We start from the raw sequence: 16,916 nt of genomic DNA on the forward strand, positions 1-16,916 counted from the left end.
AGACTGGCATTTGTGCAACGGAAGACAAGTTCCGTTGCAGCCCGTGCCTTCTGTTCCCTTGTTGTTTGTCCATCATATCCTGGTCTGGCATCTATGGGCCCGGTTACCATATGTCTTGTGGCAGTGCAGATAGTACTTGCCGGTTCCCATTGTCACTCGTGATGGCAAGTCCAACGCATCCGACGGCCGCATTGGCATTTTCGCTACAGCCAGCTCTGCAACGGTTGGACACCTCGTACCCGCGCCGAGAAAAAATGTGAACCAATGGAGAAATTGGTTGCACCACAAATATTGGTTGAATAGGGTCTAGTTCCTCAAGAAACGCTTACTTGAGGAAGAAAGACTGGAATTCCGGTTCGCATTCGATGGAAAATCTCCGCAGTTTTCGGAGCTGTCCGCACCCTATGAGAACCTTTCATCAAATTGATCACCATTCGAGGGTTTCCGTGTCGCCTCGCTCCAACACTGTTGCAAATTCAGGATACGCCCTTGAGCGGCTGCGCATCCTGTTGGCAGCGGTTCCATCTGGTGGCGAATTGCGCTTGCCGCCCGAACGGGAACTGGCGGAAGAAATCGGCGTTGGCAGGCGAGCTCTGCGCCGCGCGCTGGAAGTTCTGGAGAACGAAGGCCTCATCTGGCGCCGGCAGGGCAAGGGAACCTTTGGCGGCCCCCAACAGGTCTCGAGTACGTTGCGCGTCAACAATCTTGCCGAATTCACCAATCCGCTCGAAGTCATTGAAGTGCGTATCGAGATCGAACCGGTGTTGGCGCGTCTTGCAGCCACAAAGGCATCGCCAGTGTTGATCCAACAACTCGAACGACTGGCGGTCAAGGCAAAGGAATCCACCGACACGGATTCCTGGGAATTATGGGACGGCGCCTTTCACCGCAAGATTGCCGAAGCTGCAGGCAACCAGCTTTTCATCCTGTTCATAGGCATGATCGAGCAGATTCGGCAGAACGAATCGTGGCGCCATTTTCGCGAACGCACGCGCTCGGTAGGGCGCACCGCACTGTCGATCCAGCAGCATGATGCCGTGATCGAAGCAATCCGCCGGTTCCACCCGGCTGAGGCGGAAGCAGCAATGCGCGAACACCTGATTTCGTTGCGGGCAGCGCTAATCGAAGCAATGCAGGCGGCGGATATTCCGGCCGTCGGCGAAGCGACGTCCGCAAAGACGCAAATTCAAGAACAGCAGAGCTTAACCACAGAGGGAATGAAATGAATTGCGTAACGAAACTCCTGTCGGCCGTAACCGTTTTGGTTTTGGCTTCCCCGACTTTAGCCGCTGATCTGCGTATCGGTCTGCAGGACGATGCCGATATCCTCGATCCGCATCGCGCCAGGACCTTCGTCGGACGCATTGTGTTCACTTCTCTGTGTGACAAGCTGTTCGACATCAATGAGAAGCTGGAAATCCAGCCGCAGTTGGCCAAGGAATGGTCGTGGTCGGAAGATGGCAAGACACTGACCGTCACTCTGCGCGACAACGGCAAGTTTCATGATGGTACCACAATCGACGCAGCCGCCGTGAAGGCCAATCTCGAGCGGGCCAAGTCCCTGCCGGAATCGCTGCGCAAGAGCGAGGTTGCTTCGATCGACTCGGTAGAAGTGACAGATGCCACGACGCTGGCCATCCACCTCGTGAAGCCTGACGCGTCACTCCTATCGCAGCTTGCCGACCGCGCCGGCATGATCCTGTCGCCCAGGGCTTTCGAGAGCGCAGACTTTGGCCAGAATCCTGTTTGCTCCGGTCCCTACAAGTTCGTGGAGCGTATCCAGAACGACCGTATCGTGCTGGAGAAGTTTGCCGACTATTGGGATGCGAACAACTTCAACTACGACAAGCTCACTTTCATTCCGATCTCGGACTCGACGGTGCGTTTGGCAAATCTGCGCTCGGGCGATCTTGATATTATTGAACGCATCGCACCCTCGGATATTGAAGCGGTGAAGGGAGACGCCAATCTCGCATTCTATCCGGTTACAGGAACCGGTTACCAGGCCTTGACCTTCAACCTGAAGAAGGGTGACAAGGACACGTTCCCGATCGGATACGACAAACGCATCCGTCAGGCCTTTGAACTTTCGATCGACCGCAACGTCATCAACGAAGTTGTCGGACAAGGTATCTTCCAGCCCGCTTATCAGCCGTTCCCACCGACCAGCTTTGCCTATGACAAGAAGTTCGAAAGCCGCCAGCGCGACGTCGCGAAAGCCAAGGCACTTTTGGCCGAAGCCGGCCATGAGCGCGTCAAGCTGGAAATCGCCTTCGGAAACAACACCGCCTCACAGCAGGTGTATGAGCTGATCCAGGCAATGTCGGCAGAAGCCGGATTCGACATCTCGCTGCGTCCGACGGAGTTTGCCGCACTGCAGTCGGCGCTGAAGGAAGGTAACTTCGAAGCTGGCCAGAGCGGATGGTCGGGTCGTGCCGATCCGGATGGCAACATTCACAGCTTTGTCAGCTGCAAGGGCAATCTCAACGATGCTCACTTTTGTAGCGAGAAAGTGGACGCGCTGCTTGAGGAGGCGCGAAGCCTGACCGATACGGTCAAGCGCAAGGCGCTCTACGATCAAGCCGAGGAAATCATCCAGGATGAGTTACCGATCGTCTATCTTTACTATCAGCCCTGGCCATTTGCGGCGCGCGCCAAGGTGAAGGGCTTCACCGCTTATCCCGATGGCATGATCCGCCTCAAAGGTGTTTCGTCCGAGGGTTGATCTTCGTCGGCATGGGGCGACCAATCCAGCGGTCGCTTCATTGCTTTACCGCTTCAAGCTTAAAAGTGCTGTCCCATGATCGAGATTGTTTTTAGACGATGTATCGTCGTCCTGCCTACGCTGCTGCTCGTCTCCATGCTGGTGTTCGGTATGCAGAAACTTCTCCCCGGTGATCCCATCCTCACCATGGCGGGCGAGGACCGCGATCCGGAAACGATTGCCTACTTGCAGGAGAAATATCATCTCAATGATCCGATTCCGGTCCAGTACGTCGCATGGCTCGGGCAGATTGTGCGAGGCGACCTTGGAATCTCGCTACGGACCGAGCAGCCCGTGCTCGGGCTGATCGTACAGAAGCTGCCAGTAACCATCCAGCTGGCGGCATTTGCAATGGTCATCGCCTTTGTGATCGGCGTGCCTGCCGGCATCATTTCTGCGATACGCAAAGGCACGGCCACCGACTATGCGATCAACGTCGTTGCATTGTCCGGCCTTTCGATCCCCAATTTCTGGCTGGGCCTTATGCTCATCCTGCTTGTGTCGGTGCAATGGCAATTGCTTCCTGCTTCCGGTTACACCTCACCCCTCGAGGATATCAGCCAGAACCTGCGCACGATGCTGATGCCGGCTTTCGTTCTGGGGACAGGGCTTGCCGGCGTTCTGATGCGCCACACCAGGTCTGCCATGCTCGGCGTGCTACGATCTGATTATGTGCGAACCGCACGGGCCAAAGGCCTTAACGAAAAGACCGTGATCCTGCGCCATGCGTTGAAGAACGCGCTGGTACCGATCATCACGCTTTCTACGCTGTTGTTCGGCGAACTGCTTGCAGGTGCGGTCCTGACCGAACAGATCTTCACCATTCCAGGCTTTGGCAAACTGATCGTCGACGCCGTCTTCACCCGCGATTATGCGGTGGTTCAAGGTGTGGTGCTATGCACTGCCGTTGGTTTCATCCTGATGAACCTCGTCGCCGACCTCCTCTACATCGTCGTCAACCCGCGCTTGAGAGATGCAGCATGAGTGCCGTAGCCTCTGTCCAGAAGAGCCCTTTCAGTCGCCAATTATCCAAATTCACCAGGAACAGGGCGGCAGTTGCAGGGGCTGTCATTGTCGGCCTGTTCGTGGCACTCGCGATCTTTGCGCCGCTGATTGCACCCTATGATCCGTTTCAGACGAGCTTCACCACTGTGCGCAAGCCGCCGTCGGTCCGGTTCTGGTTGGGAACGGATGAGTTGGGCCGCGATATTTTCTCACGCATGATCTATGGCGCGCGCGCATCCTTGATGGCTGGTGGCGTGTCCGTGGTGATTGCCGTCATTGTCGGCGTACCATTCGGCCTGCTCGCCGGATATTTTGGCGGCTGGATCGATAGTATCATTTCTCGCCTGATTGACGCGATGCTGGCCATTCCCTTTCTTATCCTTGCCATTTCACTCGCTGCATTTCTGGGCGCCAGCCTCACCAATGCCATGATCGCCATTGGTCTTTCTGCTGCACCAATTTTTGCCCGCCTGACAAGAGGTCAGGTTTTATCGGTAAAGGCAGAGGAATATGTCGAGGCGGCTCACGTTATTGGCCTGCGACACACACGCATCATCCTGCACTACATACTGCCAAACTCCATCCCTCCGGTCATTGTACAGGCGACGCTGACGATTGCCGCCGCCATCATCGCAGAGGCAAGTCTGTCCTTCCTCGGCCTTGGTCAACAGCCGCCCAATCCCTCCTGGGGCTCGATGCTGAACACGGCCAAGAACTTCATCTCGCAGGCTCCCTGGATGTCGCTGTGGCCGGGAGCCGCAATCTTCCTCGCCGTTTTGGGCTTCAACCTTCTGGGTGACGGCCTGCGCGACGCAATCGATCCGCGCGAATACTGAACATTTACAGATAGTAGGAATGACAACCATGTTTACTACCAGACCGGAAATTTTGGGCACCTTTGGCGTTGTGACCTCGACGCACTGGCTTGCGTCAGCTGCCGGCATGGCAATGTTGGAGCGCGGCGGTAATGCCTTCGACGCTGCCGCTGCCGCCGGTTTCGTGCTGCAGGTGGTGGAGCCGCATCTGGTCGGTCCCGCCGGTGAAGTGCCCATCATCCTTCATTCAGTCCTGAGCGGAAAGACCGAGGTGTTGTGCGGACAAGGGGTGACGCCACAAGCTGCAACCATCGATGCGTATAAAGCGATGGGCCTTGAACTGGTGCCCGGCTCGGGCCTTCTGGCCGCGGTCGTTCCTGGTGCATTTGACGCCTGGATGGTTCTTCTGCGCGATCACGGCTCGATGAAGCTCCGCGATGTGATGGAACCGGCAATTTATTATGCCCGCCACGGCCATCCGCTTCTGCCGCGCGTTGCCAACACGATTAAGGACAATGCCGAATTCTTCGCCAAGGAGTGGCCGACCTCGGCAGCAACCTGGCTGCCCGGCGGCAATGCGCCGGAAGCCAGGAAGCTGTTCTGCAATCCTGTCCTCGCAGATACCTATCAGCGCATCGTCGACGAGGCGGAAGCAGCCGGAGGAAATCGGGAGGCCACGATCGAAAAGGCGCGCGATGTTTTCTATCGCGGCTTCATTGCCGAGGCGATTGACCGCTTCTGCCGGGAGACCGAGGCGATGGATACCAGCGGGCGCCGTCACAAGGGGCTTTTGACAGGCGACGATATGGCTCGCTGGAGCGCCACATACGAAACTCCGCTGACCTATGATTACCACGGCTGGACAGTAGCCAAGACCGGACCATGGGGGCAGGGGCCGGTATTCCTGCAGACGCTCTCACTCTTGAAAGAGCTGGACATCGCCGCCATGAAGCCGGACAGCGCTGATTTCATTCACACTGTTACGGAAGCCATGAAGCTCGCCTTTGCCGACCGCGAAGTCTATTACGGTGATCCGGATTTCGTCGATGTTCCGTTAAAGGTGCTGCTGTCTGATGCCTATGCTGCACAGCGGCGTGGACTGATCGGAAACCGGGCGTCGACGGAGCTGAGGCCCGGCACGGTTCCGGGCTATGACGGCCAGCTCAAAACGGCAATGTCACAGGTGCGTTATGCCGGCGCAAGCAGTGATGTTGCGCCCGGCGCAGGTGAGCCGACGATGGCGCACCTTCGCACCGAAAGGCGTGGTGATACCGTTCATATCGATGTCATCGACCGGTGGGGCAATATGATCTCTGCCACGCCTTCGGGCGGATGGCTGCAATCGTCGCCGGTCATCACCGAGCTTGGGTTTGCGCTCAACACGCGTGCGCAGATGTTCTGGCTGGAGCCCGGACTGCCGTCTAGCATGGCGCCGAGCAAGCGACCGCGCACCACTTTGACACCTTCGCTGGCGCTGTTTGCAGGCAAACCGCGCATGGTGTTCGGTACGCCGGGCGGCGACCAGCAGGACCAGTGGCAGCTGGCATTGTTTCTGCGGCGGGTGCATCACGGTCTGAACCTGCAGGAGGGAATCGACCTGCCACTGTTCCACACCATGCATTTCCCGTCCTCCTTCTATCCGCGTGAGGCGATACCGGGCCGCCTTGTCGTGGAGGAGAGTTTTGGTCAGAAAACCATTGAGGCGCTGAAAGCACGCGGTCACGATGTCGAGGTCGTTCCCCAATGGTCGGTCGGACGTTTGACTGCAGCCGAGCGGGAACCGGACGGTATCTTGCGCGCGGCCGCCACTCCACGCCTCATGCAGGCCTACGCAATCGGACGCTGAACAGTCCCCGCGGCCCAACGCTTCATGCTGCGTGGCCTCCATTGAAAGTTGAAGTATGTTTGGCATTCCTCTTTTTGAGCTGTCCTGGCTGGTCATAGGACTGCTGGCCGCGGGCGCAGTGACTGGGTTGTTGGCCGGCCTTTTCGGCGTCGGTGGCGGTGCGGTCGCTGTTCCGGTGCTTTATGAACTGTTCCGTTTCATGGGAGTACCGGAAGAGGTGCGCATGCCGCTGTGCATCGGCACGTCGCTAGCTATCATCATCCCAACATCGCTGCGTTCCTTTTACGCACATAAGGCCAAAGGGGCCGTCGACATGACGATCCTCAGTAAATGGGCTGTTCCGGTGGTTTTGGGCGTGGTGCTGGGCAGTTTGATCGCCCGTTATGCTCCCGCCAATCTTTTCAAAATCGTCTTTGTCGTCGTCGCAGGCACCTCCGCAATCCGCCTGCTGTTTGGCAACGACAAATGGCGCATTGCCGATGATGTTCCAGCAGGGTGGATCATGCGTATCTACGGGATTGTCATCGGCATCCTGTCGTCGCTGATGGGCATCGGCGGCGGACAATTGTCCAATCTGTTTATGACGTTCTACGGCCGCCCGATCCATCAGGCGGTAGCGACCTCATCGGGGCTCGGTATTTTGATCTCAATTCCGGGGACGCTTGGCTATATGTATGCGGGCTGGTCGCGCGCTGTGCAATTTCCCGACGTTGCTGCACTGCAGTTTCCACTCGCCATAGGGTATGTCTCGCTGCTCGGACTGGCCCTCTTCATTCCGACCACGGTTCTGACTGCCCCGATCGGGGTGAAGCTTGCGCACTCGTGGTCCAAGTCGAAGCTGGAGATGGCCTTCGGCATTTTCCTCCTTCTGATCTGCCTTCGCTTCCTTGCCAGTGTGCTGCTCTGAGCTTTCGATGAAGGATCGCCCATGACCCCTCCTATTTTGTCCGTCACCAGGCTGCGCACGTCCTTCCACAATGATGGGATATGGACGCCGGTCGTTCGCGACATCTCGTTCGATGTCGCGCCCAAGACAACTGTGGCCATTGTCGGCGAATCCGGCTCTGGCAAGAGCATGACGGCCCTGTCGATTATGCGGCTGCTTCCGGGTGGCAACAGCAAGGTCGAGGGCAGAATTGCACTGGCGGGCCGATCGCTTCTTGATCTTCCCGAGAAGGAGATGCGCAGCGTGCGTGGCAATGAAATTGCCATGATCTTTCAGGAGCCGATGACCAGTCTTAATCCGAGCCTTACCATCGGATTCCAGATCGTCGAAGCTTTGATCTGTCATCGCAACATGAGCCGCGCCGAGGCCGAAGCGGAAGTCATCCGGCTTCTTGAAAGAGTACGCATCCCTTCTGCGAAGGCGCGCTTCAACGATTATCCGCACCGGCTTTCCGGTGGCATGCGCCAGCGTGTGATGATCGCCATGGCCCTTGCCTGCAAGCCGAAGCTCCTGATTGCTGACGAGCCCACTACCGCGCTCGATGTTACGATCCAGGCCCAGATTCTCGAGCTAATCCGGGATCTGCAGGAAGAGGAGGGTATGGCCGTCCTGTTCATCACCCATGATATGGGCGTGGTCGCCGAAATTGCTGACCGCACCATTGTCATGTTGCGTGGCGATCTTGTCGAAAGCGGCGACACCGCGGACATTTTCAACAATCCGCAGCATGTCTATACGCGCTCGCTGCTTTCGGCCGTGCCGAAGCTCGGTTCCATGACTGGGAAGGCACGTCCGCTGCGCTTTCCTGTCGTCGATCAGAAGACGGGCATCGCAGCCGAGCCGCCCGCAGGCTTCGATACAATCAGCATTGCGCGGCCGATCCTCGAGGTGAAGAATCTCACCAAGTATTTTGACATTCGCAAAGGTGTATTGCGCGGCTTGGCTGGCCGCGTCCACGCGGTGGAGAATATCTCGTTCAGCATTCATCGCGGCGAAACGCTTGCGCTGGTTGGCGAGTCCGGTTGCGGCAAGTCGACTACAGGTCGCTCCATCGTCCGTTTGACCGAGCCGACCAGCGGGTCGATCCAGCTTGCTGGTGAAGACATTCTAAACACCGGAAAATCCTCGTTTCGCGACACGCGCAAGCGCATGCAGATGATATTCCAGGATCCCTATGCCAGCCTCAATCCACGTATGCGCATCGGCGAGAGCATTGCTGAGCCGATGATTGCGCATGCGACGGAAACGCCGAAACGAGCACGGGAAAGAGTGGGCGAACTCTTGAAGAGTGTCGGCCTGAGCGCCGAGATCTATGACCGCTACCCACACGAGTTTTCCGGAGGACAGCGCCAGCGTATCTGCATCGCCCGCGCCTTGTCGCTCGGCCCCGAACTCATCGTTGCCGACGAGGCCGTTTCCGCGCTTGACGTTTCGATCAAGGCACAGGTGATCAATCTGATGCTGGACCTGCAGGAAAGACTGAAACTGGCTTTCCTCTTCATTTCGCACGACATGGCTGTTGTTGAACGGATCAGCCACCGAGTGGCGGTGATGTATCTAGGCGAGATCGTCGAGATTGGGTCGCGCGCCAGCGTCTTCGGCAACCCGCAGCATCCTTACACCAAGCGGCTGCTCTCGGCGGTACCGATCCCGGATCCAGGCCTCCGCGTCAGCAAAAAGCGGCTGGTCAATGACGAGTTGAAGAGCCCGATCCGCGCGTTGGATTATCAGGTTCCTGTCCGGCCATTCAAACAGGTCGGGCCCAATCATATGGTGCAGGAGTGGGGAGCGGAGTGGGCATAAGAGCGAATATCACTGCTCTCTGCCGATCGAACCACCCGTTCAAGGCGCGTCACAACGAATGTTTGGTACTGAGCCGAACTATTCAGCGGCCTCACGGACCGGGATCAAGCGCCGTTCGACCTGCTGCAAATGTTGGCGCATGGCGGCCGCCGCACCGCTAAGGTCGCGTTCAGCGATCGCTTCGACAATCCGTTCATGGTCGGCAAAACTGTGATGGTCGGCTGGTGGACGCGCACCATCGGATCGCAGACGGCCCCACACCACAGTGCGGCGAACTGCGTTCAGCACGTCGAAGAGGCCAAGTAGCACGTTATTGCTGCTCGCCTGGGCGATCTGTCGGTGGAGCAGATTGTCTATATTCTCATATTGCCGCCATGTTGCTGCGTCACGCGTTTGCGCGAGCGACTGTCGCATTGCAGCGATGTCGTCGAGTGTGGCGTGCAGCGCCGCTTCGCGCGCAATCTCCGGCTCGATGATAAGTCGCGCACGCATCACATCGGCGGGGTTCGTCCGTCCGGCAATTTCAGAAATGCCGATCGTCTCCTCAATCGGTCCGCTACCGACGAAGGTACCCTTGCCGACATGGCGCCAGATACGGCCGTCTTTCTCGAGCACCGCCAGCGCCTTGCGCAGATCGCCACGCGACACGCCGAGGCTTTCGCACAGTTCCCGTTCGGCGGGCAACCGGGTTTCGCCCGAAAGGTTCATTTGACCCAGATAGGCCTGAAGCTGCACCAACGCGGCGTGGCCGCCGTCTCCTACATTGTCCATTGGTTTAACCAATCTGCATATTGATTCCTAATAATGGTTGTTAATTCGATTGCGGGATTTCGTCAACTGCCAATTTTGTGGTCTGGCTCAGCCGAATTGTCAATTATTGCTTGACCAATCCGGGGCATATCTTTAACCATTTGGACTATTGGTTACAAAAGACACGGGAGGAAGCAACAATGACCAAACTGTCCAGACGTACCGTACTAGCCATTGCTCTCGCCGCAACCATCGGAAGCGCAATGCCCCTGGGCCCGGCCCACGCCGGCAATATGCGGATCGCATTTGGTGATCTGCCCGGAATAGAGTCCATTCAGACCCTTGCGGCAATCGAGCGCGCCAAGGAGCGCGGGGTTGGCGTCGAGCTGATCATCCTTAACGATGAGGATCTGGCCGCCCAGGCGATTGTAGGCGGCCAGGCCGATGTGGGCATAGGCGCGCCCTACACCCTGATCCAGAAGGTCGGGGTGCCGATCCGTCTTTTCGCGCAAATCTCGACACTGCGATTTTTCCCGGTGGTCAATAGCGAATCCTACAAGAGCTGGAAGGATCTCGATGGCCAGGAAGTGGCGGTTCAGGCGCGAGGCTCCGGTACCGAGGCCGTCATGCTGCTGATGGCTAAGGCGAATGGTATCACGCTCGGCAAGATCAGCTATGTGCCAGGTTCGGAGGTGCGGCGCAACGCGTTGATCCAGGGAACCCTGAAAGCCTCGATCGTAGACGCGGCCAACCGGCGTGCCCTTGAAGCGGAAGCCCCCGGCAAGTTCACTGTCCTGCCGGTCGACAACGTCAGTGCATCGGATGAGGCGTTGTTTGCGACGGCGGACTACCTCAAGAGCAACGCGGCCGATGTTGACATCCTGGTTGAGGAATTGATGAAGACGGGGCGTGAGATCACCGAAAATCCCGCTGTCGCCGTGGAACTCCGCAACAAGTACAAGCTTCTGCCCGATCTCGGTGCGGATGGCGACAAGGAAATCGAGGAGTACTACAAGGAGACCGCTGAGGCCGGTAGCCTTGCGCTGAATGGCGGCGGCACCGACGCAGCCACCGGCGACTTTGCATTCTTCAGCCTGGCTGGTCAGATCGAGGGCGATCCGGCTACCCTAAAGGTCGACGATTTCTGGGATGTCTCGGCCATTGACCGCGCCGTCGCCAAGCTCGGCAAGAAGTAGGAGCCCGCCCTATGGAGAACAGTCTGAGGGCTGAGCGCGGGGCTGTCAGCCTCGCGTCCCATTCCGGCTGGAGAGACCAGTCGATTCTCCTGCGGTTCATGTCAATCGCGTTATTTGCAGGCGCCTGGGAGATCGCGGGCCGGATTCCGGTTAGCTTCGCTTTTCCGACCTTCTCCGACACAATGGTTGCGTTCGTCAAACTGGTCGCAGATGGCAGCCTGCCAACGGCATATCTTTCAACATTGCAACCCTTGCTGCTCGGAGTTGTTCTCTCGGCTTTTCTTGGCGTCGGCCTGGGTACGCTGTGCGGACTATGGCGCGCCGGTGAATGGCTGCTCATTCCGGTGTTCATTGTGCTTCAGGCAGCTCCCGTCGCGGCCTTCATCCCCATGGTCACGTTCATCTACGGAATCGGGATGACGGCCAAGACACTTGCAGTAATGATCCTTGCATTGCCTGTGATCGTGCTCAACACCTACAAGGCGGTGCGCAATGTGAACGAGTCGTTGCTCGTCATGTGTCGATCATTTCTCGGGACACGGTGGCAGACCGTGGCCAAGATCATTCTTCCTGACGCCAGCCCGGTCATCTTCGCGGGGTTGCGCCTGGGTGTCGCAGCCGGATTCGTCGGCGTCGTTCTCGCCGAGCTACTGATTACACCGACCGGGATCGGCGATCTCATAACCTTCCACCGCTCGCGTGCCGACTATGCCGAGATGTATGCAACAATTGGCTCGATAATCGCACTTTCGACGCTCACGCTCATTGTGCTGCAGTGGATCGAGATCCGCTTATTCAGGCCCGAGAAGCGAGGAGCATGACATGCGCGCCACCGTATTGCGTAATGGACCGTCGCCAGTTTCCGCGTCAGCAGATTCGATTGTGGAGGTGAGGGGAGTTTCCAAGTACTACGGGAGCGTTGAGGCGCTACGCAGTATCGACCTCGACTTTCCGCGGGGCAAATTGACCAGCCTTCTGGGTCCAAGCGGCTGCGGCAAGACCACGCTGCTGAAGATCATCGCGGGTCTGATAACAGCTGATGCAGGCACCATCGCGATCGATGGAAAATACGTCAGCACACCTGGACCCGAGCGAGCCTTCGTGTTCCAGGACTTCGCACTGATGCCTTGGGCAACGGTACTGCGCAACGTCGCATTTGGTCTCGAACTGCGCGGAATGGACAAGACCAAACGTGAAAACATTGCCCGTCATTACATTGATGAAGTTGGCCTCGCGGGTTTCGGGGACAAATACCCTCACGAGCTTTCCGGTGGCATGCGCCAACGTGTTGGACTGGCGCGGGCACTGTCGGTGGATGCCGATGTTTTGCTCCTCGATGAACCGTTTTCCGCAGTCGATGAACAGAACCGGCGGAAGTTCCAGGAAGACCTCATTCGGCTGCGTACCAATCAAAATAAAACCTTCATCTTTGTAACGCACTCCATCGAGGAAGCCGTGTACATCTCTGACCGCATCGTGCTGTTGTCGCCGAGGCCCGGCAGGGTATCCCAGGTCATTGAGCCACAAATCGATCGCTCGGTCGATCCGGAGCGAATTCATCGGGACAAACACTATCTCGACACCGTCGAGGAGATCTGGCAGGGGCTGAAGCAATATGTGGAGTAGACCAACATCGACTATCGCCAACCCCCAAGACCGCAATCAACCCAGCCGCGTTCGTGAGGTACGTAAATGACGCTGTTTGGCTACCGCGTGCCGATGATGGCTTCACTTCTCGTCTGGTGTTTGATCTGGGAGATCATCGGACGGGCGCACCTGGTCTTCCTTCTCCCGCCCCTGAGCGAGGTGCTTGCCGCCGCGGTCCACCTCGTGCAGACGGCGTCCTGGCAGAACGCAACGATCACGACGCTGCGTGCGTTTGTCATGGGAATGGCATTGTCAATTCTGTTTGGAGTGCCGCTCGGTATTCTGATGGGACGCGTCAAGATAGCCGATGACCTGCTCGGCATGTGGGTGAACATTTTTTCCAGCGCTCCTCTGTCCGCGCTGGTTCCAGTCCTGATGATCCTCTTTGGCTTCGGCGAGAGGACGATCGTTGCAGCCGTGTTTCTGTTCGCGATCTGGATCATAGTCCTCGATACCCGCGCTGGTGTACGGCATATCTCGCCGTCCCTTGTCGAGATGGCACGGTCGTATGGGGCCTCGCGCCGCGCGCTCTATACCAAGGTCATTCTGCTCGCAGCACTTCCGGAGATCCTCGCCGGTATCCGTCTTGGCCTTATCCGCGGCGTCAAGGGCGTCGTCATCGGCCAATTGCTGGTTGCCATCGTCGGTTATGGCGCCCTGTTCGAAACGTTTTCACGGAACTTCCGCATGGCCGAATTCTGGGCCCTTACCATCATCCTTTTCGCCTTTGCCTTGTTGGTCGCTCAACTGATCGAACAAGCAGAAGCGAAAGTCGAATATTACGCAGGAGCAAGATAATGAACATGGACCGCCCAGCATCTGACTACGTCATCGAACCAACGCCGATCCCGGCCATTCCGGTTGCAGGGTCCGACCAGTTTTTCCCGGTTCACCGGGTCTACTGTGTCGGCCGGAACTACGCTGCCCATTCTGTGGAGATGGGACACGACCCCAACAAGGAATCACCGTTCTTCTTTCAGAAAAACCCCGACAACCTCGATACGAGCGGACAATTTCCGTATCCTCCTGCATCGAACGATGTCCACCATGAGATCGAGATGGTCGTGGCTCTGAAAAGCGGCGGCAGGGACATTCCAGTCGAAAAGGCACTTGATTGCGTGTATGGCTATGGCGTCGGTCTCGACATGACGCGGCGCGACCTTCAGGGGAAGGCCAAGGACATGGGGCGTCCCTGGGAAGTTGGAAAGGCCTTCGAAGCATCGGGACCGTGCACACCGCTGGTTCCTGCTGGTACGATCGGCCATCCCACCCAGGGTGTCATATGGCTGGACGTCAACGGCGAGCGAAGACAGACTGGAGATCTCAACCAGATGATCTGGAAGGTTCCGGAGATGATCAGCTATCTGTCAGGCTTGTTCACGCTGAGGCCAGGAGACATCATCCTTTCGGGAACGCCCGCAGGTGTCGGCGCTGTCAATCGCGGCGATGTACTTAATGGCCACATTGACGGTGTCGGTGATCTCGAGGTCCGTGTCGTCTGAAGCCAGTTGCTTGAGCGAACGCAAACTTGTTTCCCAGATACCCGAGACTCGGTTGGCGACGGTGATTTGCTACAGCGGGGAAAAAATTCCGGTCCGGCAGTTCCATAATTCCGATTATGCAACACACCCTTGTAGCCGGGTACATTCTATTTCGAAGCGCGACTTTGTGCGGCGGGTTCACAATTCTTTCAATGGCCCCCGCAACCACTATGCACTACCCTTGGGCGCGGCATCCGCAATAACGTTGTTCTGCAGCATAGTAGACAAAGATTTGACCAACTGAGGGATTTCTGTCGACGACAAATCGGAATGTATGTTCCAACGATTGCTGCCATCCGATGTGCTCTTCGTGACTGCTACGATGAGAAAATGAGCGTCGGGGAAACTTGCCTTAAGCTGGTCGCAAGTGGCAGCAACTTTTTTATGAATTGGCATGTTACGACACCTCGAATTTTCAATATGCCCAAGTTGTATCACAACGTCGCTATGCTGGTCATTCCCTTAAGAGCGGCTGCCATCGCCGCGTGACGGAGAGCTGAATCCGGCCCGCGCTGCGGGACTACGGCAATTACTGGTTATACCAGGGGATGCGGTACGACGACGAACTGTGGAGGCCTGGCCTATCCCAGCGCCGCGACATTGCCGATCCACCTTCTCCCCGGTATTACCGCGGGCCAGTCGGCACACCCCGCAACGGAAACGAATTCTGACCGGATACCGGGTTGATAGGGCGGGCAATCCTGGACACTACAATGACTGCAATTCCTACATCGAATTGTCTACCTACCTACCTAGCATTATCATTGAATACGTAGTACGATGTACAGTTAAGGTGAAATTCGCGTGTTGACGCGGGGGGTGGGCATGATCTTCATAGATTGCCGTCGAATTTTTCCAGCTCTCTCTTGCACTGTCTGACGAATTAATCTTCGGCATTGTCATCACAACTACCTCTGAGCAAAGCAAGGAGATGGGGCAGCAGTGCTGCCTGCGTATTTTAGGTACATCTTAGACATTAAGGGGCTGACCATCTGTAAGTAATCTTACAGAGCGTTGAGCTGTGTCTCGATGCGCCTGAAAATAAGCGATTAGCGCGAATATTTTGGCTTTTGCTTACGTGCGTTGTTTGCGCGCGGAGGCTGCGTGCGGGCTCGCACAGGCGAGGCTGCGCAAGGGGGTAGACCCTTGCGGGTGCACTTCGGCACCTGGGGGCTGGATCCTTTTTCCTGATGCGTTTTAACCGAGGAGAATTTCCATGGCACTCGACATCACCACCCAAGACATCATCATCGACGAGAGCACCGGTCTTACGGACAATGATGTTGACCCGTCCGTTTCGCCGCACAGCACCAACACCACGCTGCAATATCTGCTCAGTCTCGACGATACGGGCGGGCTGACCTCACCGGAGGTCGCCTTCCAGACCGATTTCGTAGAGGTCACGGCGAGCGCCGGGGAAACCATTGCCTCGGTCATTCTCACCCAAGACTCCTCCGGGACCCCGTTTTCCACTACCGTCGGCGTGAACAGCGGCATTCAGACGGTCGATGGCAATTATGTGTGGCTGTTCCAGGACCCAACTAATCCAAACGTCGTAATCGGCGTCATTGGTACCTCTGACCCGCTCGCCGAGCCGGTTGAGACCGGGCCGCTCGCCCTCTCGTTTGCGCTGATCAGCACCAGCGCCACCAATGCGGACCTTTATACGGTCCAGTATGTGCCATTGCTCCATCCCGATGAAACCGACCCGGACGACCAAATCGATCTGACTGACAAGGTGTTCGCCTCGGTCACGGGGACCTCCGTGAATAATTTCTCAGGCCAGAACGCCGCGCCCGGCAATCATGATTTCTACCTGATCAATTCGTCCAATGACGCTAGCAAGCAGCTTCTGGTGACAGGTTTCGAGGGGGCGGCCAATGGCACCGCCAACGTGAGTACACAGGGCTTCGGCGTCGCCAACCAGAGCATTAATCCGACCGAAACGCTGCAGGTCGATTTTGTCACCGGCGGTACCCTGCCCGCAGGTGATGGCGCGGAAATCCAGTATGGCAGCCATCTCGATAATGTCATGCAGGCGGGGTTCACGATCAACCAGCTCACGCCGTCTGCTCCGAATTTGCGGGTGGACATCAGGATCAGCGCCTTCGACGTTACGGGCAACGAGCAGGGCTCGGACTTCTTTAACGGCAGCCCGACCGCCGCCGCGCCCATCACCAGCATCACGTTGACGGGCACGTCGGGGTTTGCATCCCCCATCACGGTCAATGGCACCTATGCCACGGCAAGCGGCAACGTCACCGTCAGCGGGCTCGGCACCGGCGTCGTCACCATCACCGGGCTCGATAACGTCACCACCGTCGATGTCACAACCAGCAGCCAGATGGATCGGCTGACGGTTACGGGGGTCGATTCAAACGAAGGGCTCGACATCACCGAGTTCCATTTCTCGACGCAAACCACCAACGCCCACAGCGAAGAGGTTGGCTCCTTCATCAACTTCGACGATGATGGCCCGACGATCACGGCAGACGGTGTTGTGCCGGAACTGACGGTGGACGAGACCGACCTGACGACCGACGCCAGCGCGGATTTCTCGACGGCCTTCACCTCGGATGCCGGTGCAGATGGTGACGCCATCA

13 protein-coding genes and 1 pseudogene are annotated in these 16,916 nt (G+C 57.5%); 13 read left to right on the plus strand and 1 reads right to left on the minus strand.

Annotated elements, in window-relative coordinates:
• The first annotated feature begins 446 nt into the window (after nucleotides 1–446).
• From CU102_RS25645 to CU102_RS25675, 7 genes are all read left to right on the plus strand, one after another.
• A complete protein-coding gene (locus CU102_RS25645; protein WP_245425556.1) occupies nucleotides 447–1,226 on the plus strand; it encodes a FadR/GntR family transcriptional regulator in 780 nt (259 codons plus the stop codon).
• A complete protein-coding gene (locus CU102_RS25650; protein ID WP_106713902.1) occupies nucleotides 1,223–2,725 on the plus strand; it encodes an ABC transporter substrate-binding protein in 1,503 nt (500 codons plus the stop codon). The genes CU102_RS25645 and CU102_RS25650 overlap by 4 nt, the downstream gene beginning before the upstream one ends.
• Nucleotides 2,726–2,800: 75 nt before the next feature.
• Nucleotides 2,801–3,748, plus strand: coding sequence for an ABC transporter permease (locus CU102_RS25655; RefSeq protein ID WP_106713903.1), 948 nt, complete (start codon nucleotides 2,801–2,803; stop codon nucleotides 3,746–3,748).
• On the plus strand, nucleotides 3,745–4,605 hold the full coding sequence (locus tag CU102_RS25660; RefSeq protein ID WP_106713904.1) for an ABC transporter permease: 861 nt from the start codon (nucleotides 3,745–3,747) through the stop codon (nucleotides 4,603–4,605). The genes CU102_RS25655 and CU102_RS25660 overlap by 4 nt, the downstream gene beginning before the upstream one ends.
• Nucleotides 4,606–4,624: 19 nt before the next feature.
• On the plus strand, nucleotides 4,625–6,430 hold the full coding sequence (locus CU102_RS25665; protein WP_425351603.1) for a gamma-glutamyltransferase family protein: 1,806 nt from the start codon (nucleotides 4,625–4,627) through the stop codon (nucleotides 6,428–6,430).
• A 55-nt stretch (nucleotides 6,431–6,485) separates the two neighbouring features.
• Nucleotides 6,486–7,337 carry a sulfite exporter TauE/SafE family protein gene (locus CU102_RS25670; protein WP_106713905.1) on the plus strand — a complete coding sequence of 284 codons (852 nt, stop codon included), beginning with the start codon at nucleotides 6,486–6,488 and terminating at the stop codon, nucleotides 7,335–7,337.
• A gap of 21 nt (nucleotides 7,338–7,358) precedes the next feature.
• Nucleotides 7,359–9,179, plus strand: coding sequence for an ABC transporter ATP-binding protein (locus CU102_RS25675; RefSeq protein WP_106713906.1), 1,821 nt, complete (start codon nucleotides 7,359–7,361; stop codon nucleotides 9,177–9,179).
• A gap of 78 nt (nucleotides 9,180–9,257) precedes the next feature.
• Here CU102_RS25675 and CU102_RS25680 read toward each other — a convergent pair whose 3' ends face one another.
• Nucleotides 9,258–9,950, minus strand: a complete 693-nt coding sequence (locus CU102_RS25680) for a FadR/GntR family transcriptional regulator (RefSeq protein ID WP_106713907.1) — start codon at nucleotides 9,948–9,950, stop codon at nucleotides 9,258–9,260.
• Nucleotides 9,951–10,129: 179 nt separating this feature from the next.
• On the opposite strand from CU102_RS25680, the gene CU102_RS25685 reads away from it, so the two are divergent.
• From CU102_RS25685 to CU102_RS25715, 6 genes and pseudogenes are all read left to right on the plus strand, one after another.
• A complete protein-coding gene (locus CU102_RS25685; protein WP_106713908.1) occupies nucleotides 10,130–11,125 on the plus strand; it encodes an ABC transporter substrate-binding protein in 996 nt (331 codons plus the stop codon).
• An 11-nt stretch (nucleotides 11,126–11,136) separates the two neighbouring features.
• Complete coding sequence (locus CU102_RS25690; protein WP_106713909.1) at nucleotides 11,137–11,946, plus strand: ABC transporter permease; 810 nt, start codon at nucleotides 11,137–11,139, stop codon at nucleotides 11,944–11,946.
• A gap of 1 nt (nucleotide 11,947) precedes the next feature.
• Nucleotides 11,948–12,751 (plus strand): ABC transporter ATP-binding protein, encoded by an 804-nt coding sequence (locus CU102_RS25695; RefSeq protein ID WP_106713910.1) that lies wholly within the window; start codon nucleotides 11,948–11,950, stop codon nucleotides 12,749–12,751.
• Between the two features lie 66 nt (nucleotides 12,752–12,817).
• The gene (locus tag CU102_RS25700) at nucleotides 12,818–13,570 is read left to right on the plus strand and encodes an ABC transporter permease (protein WP_106713911.1); all 753 of its coding nucleotides are present in this window, start codon (nucleotides 12,818–12,820) and stop codon (nucleotides 13,568–13,570) included.
• Entirely contained in the window at nucleotides 13,570–14,274 is a 705-nt protein-coding gene (locus CU102_RS25705; protein WP_425351604.1) for a fumarylacetoacetate hydrolase family protein, read from the plus strand. Before CU102_RS25700 ends, CU102_RS25705 begins: the two co-directional genes overlap by 1 nt.
• A 1,255-nt stretch (nucleotides 14,275–15,529) precedes the next feature.
• Nucleotides 15,530–16,916 (plus strand): annotated as a pseudogene (locus CU102_RS25715) (DUF5801 repeats-in-toxin domain-containing protein); the annotation flags it as partial.

Source organism: Phyllobacterium brassicacearum, assembly GCF_003010955.1.
GTDB classification, from domain to species: Bacteria; Pseudomonadota; Alphaproteobacteria; order Rhizobiales; family Rhizobiaceae; genus Phyllobacterium; species Phyllobacterium brassicacearum.

What these genes read in the sequence shown, in the direction of transcription:
- CU102_RS25650 (WP_106713902.1), top strand. Translation starts at nt 1,223, where the DNA reads ATGAATTGCGTAACGAAACTCCTGTCGGCCGTAACCGTTTTGGTTTTG.
- CU102_RS25655 (WP_106713903.1), top strand. Translation starts at nt 2,801, where the DNA reads ATGATCGAGATTGTTTTTAGACGATGTATCGTCGTCCTGCCTACGCTG.
- CU102_RS25660 (WP_106713904.1), top strand. Translation starts at nt 3,745, where the DNA reads ATGAGTGCCGTAGCCTCTGTCCAGAAGAGCCCTTTCAGTCGCCAATTA.
- CU102_RS25665 (WP_425351603.1), top strand. Translation starts at nt 4,625, where the DNA reads ATGACAACCATGTTTACTACCAGACCGGAAATTTTGGGCACCTTTGGC.
- CU102_RS25670 (WP_106713905.1), top strand. Translation starts at nt 6,486, where the DNA reads ATGTTTGGCATTCCTCTTTTTGAGCTGTCCTGGCTGGTCATAGGACTG.
- CU102_RS25675 (WP_106713906.1), top strand. Translation starts at nt 7,359, where the DNA reads ATGACCCCTCCTATTTTGTCCGTCACCAGGCTGCGCACGTCCTTCCAC.
- CU102_RS25680 (WP_106713907.1), bottom strand. Translation starts at nt 9,950, where the DNA reads ATGGACAATGTAGGAGACGGCGGCCACGCCGCGTTGGTGCAGCTTCAG.
- CU102_RS25685 (WP_106713908.1), top strand. Translation starts at nt 10,130, where the DNA reads ATGACCAAACTGTCCAGACGTACCGTACTAGCCATTGCTCTCGCCGCA.
- CU102_RS25690 (WP_106713909.1), top strand. Translation starts at nt 11,137, where the DNA reads ATGGAGAACAGTCTGAGGGCTGAGCGCGGGGCTGTCAGCCTCGCGTCC.
- CU102_RS25695 (WP_106713910.1), top strand. Translation starts at nt 11,948, where the DNA reads ATGCGCGCCACCGTATTGCGTAATGGACCGTCGCCAGTTTCCGCGTCA.
- CU102_RS25700 (WP_106713911.1), top strand. Translation starts at nt 12,818, where the DNA reads ATGACGCTGTTTGGCTACCGCGTGCCGATGATGGCTTCACTTCTCGTC.
- CU102_RS25705 (WP_425351604.1), top strand. Translation starts at nt 13,570, where the DNA reads ATGAACATGGACCGCCCAGCATCTGACTACGTCATCGAACCAACGCCG.